The sequence below is a fragment of the Chamaesiphon sp. OTE_20_metabat_361 genome (assembly GCF_031364565.1).
The window spans coordinates 1-4,483 of the sequence record NZ_JANLWO010000674.1 but is presented as its reverse complement, the minus strand read 5'-3'; the positions used below and the strand labels follow the sequence as shown (position 1 = coordinate 4,483).

The window sequence follows — 4,483 nt, the reverse complement described above, 5'->3', positions numbered from 1 at the left end:
TATCATACTTATCTCAACCGCGTGGCAAAAATGACCCTACCCGCCACCTATGAATCTCAGGTCAAAAATATCCAAGAATCGCCTAAGTTCAGGTTGAAAGAGGATGGCACTCGGCAACCAGTAGCGTTTCCGGGGTACTCGGCAATCACGCCACCAGGAGCGGAAGATCCGGTCAATAGTGCGGTATTTCAAGATTTAGCGGCATGTCAGCAGCAACTGATCGAGAAATTAGAACCGGATTTATTAGTGCTAGTCGATCCGGCAAGTTTTCACTTTACTTTAGCTGACTTGATTTGGGATAGTGCTTATCGGACGGTAGTCGCCGCCAATCCGGATTTTGAGAGTCAGTTGCGCGATCGGATCGAAGATAGTTTTAAAATCTATCAAGACTCGATCGTCGAAACAGCACCGATTCGCTGGCAAATCATGGGCTTGACTGTCCGCCCCCGCGCTATCGAAGTAAGTTTAGTACCCAAGGATGAGTACAGCTACAACCGGATTATCGCGTTCCGGCGCGCGATTTACCAAAATTCGAGTTTGATTTCCCTGGGCATCGAGCAGCAGTATTATTTTACCGCTCATACGACATTAGCTTATTTTGGCAACGTCGATCGGGAGATCGATCGCGTGCGACTGAGCGACACTTTGCAATCGTATAATATGCACTGGCTCGACAATCCCAAAGAGATCGTGTTGTCACAAGGCCAATTACGGAAGTTTACAGATATGTATACTTACAAACGAGAATCAGATTTCCCGATGGTGAATTTGTAGACAGTCTATAATTTTTAGATTACCAAAGAACGATCGCCACAGTGGCGATCGTTTTTTGATATTCGTTAAGGCTCTGTTAAATATTTAGTAACTGTGATATGAAATCGATCGATCTTCCGCCAGTCTTTTTCGAGTGTTTCTCCTGAAAACATCGAAATCTGATAACTATCGCCATCCCGTCGATATCTTCCAGGCTGTTCGGGATTTTCCCAACCACAGCAGATGAATCGCAGTTTACCCATCTGAAATCTTTGCTGCAACAACTTTTCAACGATAGTAGCATCTTTACCTTTGACGGTATATGTCGCGATTAATAGATCCAGTTGTCCATGCTTTAACTCGCAATCATTAAGTGTGGATTTTGGCAACTGGGCGCGCCACTGCTTGAAAAAGTCACAGGCATTTCGATCGATCCCTTTGGCAACTGTACCTGGGACAATTTTTGCGGGAGAGCCAGTTCTAAACAGTTCGGCAGATTGCTGTTTATTTGCCTGCGAATGAATTACATAGAGCAAGCGTTTGCCATCAGGACTACCGATGATTACTTGCGATCGATCTGCCAGATCGTAGATATAAATATAAATACCACTACCAATATCGCGATCTGGCAACCCAAACACCTCGACTACCTGCTTCATTGAAAGTCGATCGGTAATGAGTCGAAAGGGCGCGATCGATCTAGTAGTTGCAGGCATATAACGCGGCTGCATTGCCCGAGGTAACATTGATTTTGTCAATGCTGGCGACTTAGCTGGGAACCGTGCTGAAGTTGTCATCGGCAAACTACAGCCAACAATTATTAATAACTTTATCGCCCACTGCCGATATTTGGACATCACGATTTCATCGATTTTCGGAACCTGTGGTTGTCACAATAGCATCCAAGATCGCTATGGATGCCCAGACACCTGCGGTTTCGATAGAATATATAGGTGCAAAACCGCTGCAAATTAACAATGTCTCTATCTTCCTATCAGATCCGCTGGTGCAATCATTTAGCAGACATTCCCCAAACTGCCTGGGATGCGCTGTTTATGCCCTTAAAAACGCCATTTCTGGAGTGGGAGTGGCTAAATACCTTAGAGACTTCCGGGAGCGTTACCGCCGAAACTGGGTGGCTACCGACGCATCTCACCGTCTGGAAAGGACAGTCATTAATTGGAGCTGCGCCTTTGTACGTCAAGGGACACAGTTATGGTGAATTTGTCTTCGATAATCAGTGGGCGGAATTAGCGCAGCGGATGGGAATTAGGTACTATCCCAAGTTAGTGGGGATGAGTCCGATTACTCCGGCTGAGGGCTATCGATTTGCGATCGCACCGGGCGAAAATGCAGCGACAATTACCGAATTAATGTTCCGCTCGATCGATGAATTTTGCACTACTCATCGCTTATCTGGATGCCACTTTCTCTATGTCGATCCCGAGTGGCGGCAGCAGACGATCGATTATGGATATAGTATGTGGATCAATCACAACTATGTCTGGCAAGATCGTGAGTATCAAACTTTTGATGATTATTTGGGCGGGTTTAATGCCAACCAACGCCGGAACATCAAGCGCGAACGTAAATCTGTGCGCGAGGCTGGATTGAATCTAACTACCGTCACGGGGGAAGAAATTTCCCCGCAGTTATTTTCGCAGATGTATGATTTCTACGCGGATACCTGCGACAAGTTTGGCTGGTGGGGGAGCAAATATCTGACTCCAGAATTTTTTGAGCAACTGCATGAAAATTATCGCCATCGAGTGGTATTTGTAACAGCGACAGGTGAAGATCCCGCTACACCTGTGGGGATGTCTTTTTGTATTACCAAGGGCGATCGATTGTACGGTCGTTATTGGGGCAGTAGTGAGGAGATCGATTGTCTCCATTTTGATGCTTGCTACTATACCCCGATCGAGTGGGCGATTCAAAATGGGATTAAGATTTTCGATCCGGGTGCAGGCGGCAGACATAAGAAGCGGCGCGGCTTTCCCGCTACGGCTAATTACAGTCTCCATCGGTTTTATCATCCCCGATTTGGCAAAATCTTACGCGATCATTTAGCAGAATCCAATGAGTTGCAACAGCAGCAGATTGTCGCAATCAATGAAGATTTACCGATGAAAATCGCGCCCTAACTAGGTCTTTGCCAAATTCAATAAGTTGGAGCAGCAGATTGTCGCGATCGATGAAGATTCACCGATGAAAATCGCGCCTTAGTTAGAGCTTCATACACCTGAATCGATCGCCAATTTTGGCGATCGATTCTTGCCTAGTCGATCCTTAGTAATCAAGCGCGATCGGCAGCTTTGGCTGTTGCTGCGGGTATCTCTAATACAACCCAACAGATGCTATGCGAGCATATAGCAGCCATTTATGATGTAAAATCCGCACATTTTTAGCCAAAAAGAGCGGAAAACTGCTTGAAAAAGAGCCAAATCGCGAATAAATCGGTTAATCTAGATCTAATATAATTATTTAATGTTCGATTCATGACCTTATTAACCGATAATTTAATAGCGATCGATCGTGAACTATCCAATCGACAAATCGATCTCGATCCAGATGGCTACTTCATTATTTATATCGATCGCGAACATGGCACGATCTGCGCCAAGCATTATACTAATGTCATTGACGATCGTGGTTTGGCAGTAGATCCCGAAACGGGCAAAGTCATTCCCGCTAAAGGCAGCGTTCCTCGCAGTAGTACTACTTTATTTACCGGGCGCACAGCTAAGGAACTGTGCGTCAAAGTCCTCGAACAAACTCAACCTTGCCCAGTCGGAATGTTAGACCATGCAGCCTATTTAGGACGAGAATTTGTCCGGGCGGAAATAGCCTTAATCTCTGGTGCGGAATATATTCAGGATTAAATTTACTCAAGTCCTCTGACCAACTCAACCTTGTCCAGTCGGAATGTTAGATCGTGCAGCATATTTAGGACGAGAATTTGTCCGTGCAGAAATAGCATTAGTCTCTCGCACTGAATATATCCAGGATTAAATTTACTAACACGATCGTTACATGGCAAGATATCCAGTTGTAGCTAGTGGTTATTAGTAAGCACCAACAACCAATAACTATCGACAGCGTTTTAACTTTGATTTTGATACCACCACCAAGTTGCCATCGGAATCACCGTCGCCACAATTAGTAGTCCGATTACTACCACTAGAAAATTCGTGCGATTTGCTTCGGTTTCTTCGGCTTTGAGATAAGTTCTGCCGACTTCTGGCGTGGAAATAACTACTGGTGGTCCGGGATCTGCTTGTCCCGATAATACCGCACTGAGTCGATCGGCAGCACCGATAAATGACTGATTGTACTTATTCCCATTGCGTAAAGGTACCTGCATGGTTTCAGTAATGATACTGGTGGCAATTGCCTCGGTGAGCGTCGATTTGACCTCAGTTCCGGTTTGAATACCGATCGTATTCGTGACATTATCCAAGACAATTAGCACTTGGTTGGCTTGCTGTTCGGGGTCGCTAAACCATTTTTTGAATAGTTTGTCGGTAAGAGTTTGAATCGTCTCGCCATAATCGAGGCGATGAACCGTGACAAATCGGACTTCTTTATTCGTCTGCTTGGCGAGTTGTTCGAGTTTACCTCTGACCTCACCTTTGGTCGATAAACTCAAGACATCAGCTTTATCGATTACCCAAGTCGGTACGCCTGCGGAGACGACCGGAATTTCATAAATAGCCGTAGCTTGAGCTGG

At 45.4% G+C, this 4,483-nt stretch carries 5 protein-coding genes and 1 pseudogene; 4 read left to right on the top strand and 2 right to left on the bottom strand.

Going from position 1 to position 4,483, the window contains the following annotated elements; all coding sequences use genetic code 11:
- Positions 1–774: DUF1868 domain-containing protein (locus tag RMO35_RS19240; RefSeq protein WP_309743244.1), on the top strand; the 774-nt coding region annotated here is incomplete at its 5' end.
- Between the two features lie 65 nt (positions 775–839).
- Here RMO35_RS19240 and RMO35_RS19235 read toward each other — a convergent pair.
- Positions 840–1,610: a DUF4952 domain-containing protein gene (locus RMO35_RS19235; RefSeq protein WP_309743242.1), complete on the bottom strand. Its 771-nt coding sequence runs from the start codon at positions 1,608–1,610 to the stop codon at positions 840–842.
- A 120-nt stretch (positions 1,611–1,730) separates the two neighbouring features.
- Here RMO35_RS19235 and RMO35_RS19230 point away from each other — a divergent pair, with 120 nt between their 5' ends.
- The 3 genes and pseudogenes from RMO35_RS19230 to RMO35_RS19220 all read left to right on the top strand — a co-directional run.
- Positions 1,731–2,897: a GNAT family N-acetyltransferase gene (locus tag RMO35_RS19230; RefSeq protein ID WP_309743240.1), complete on the top strand. Its 1,167-nt coding sequence runs from the start codon at positions 1,731–1,733 to the stop codon at positions 2,895–2,897.
- Between the two features lie 354 nt (positions 2,898–3,251).
- Positions 3,252–3,635, top strand: a complete 384-nt coding sequence (locus RMO35_RS19225) for a DUF4346 domain-containing protein (RefSeq protein ID WP_309743238.1) — start codon at positions 3,252–3,254, stop codon at positions 3,633–3,635.
- A 34-nt stretch (positions 3,636–3,669) separates the two neighbouring features.
- Positions 3,670–3,765 (top strand): annotated as a pseudogene (locus RMO35_RS19220) (DUF4346 domain-containing protein); the annotation flags it as partial.
- A 91-nt stretch (positions 3,766–3,856) separates the two neighbouring features.
- Here RMO35_RS19220 and psb32 read toward each other — a convergent pair.
- Positions 3,857–4,483 (bottom strand): photosystem II repair protein Psb32 (gene psb32, locus RMO35_RS19215; RefSeq protein WP_309743236.1); only part of this gene is annotated, 627 nt, incomplete at its 5' end.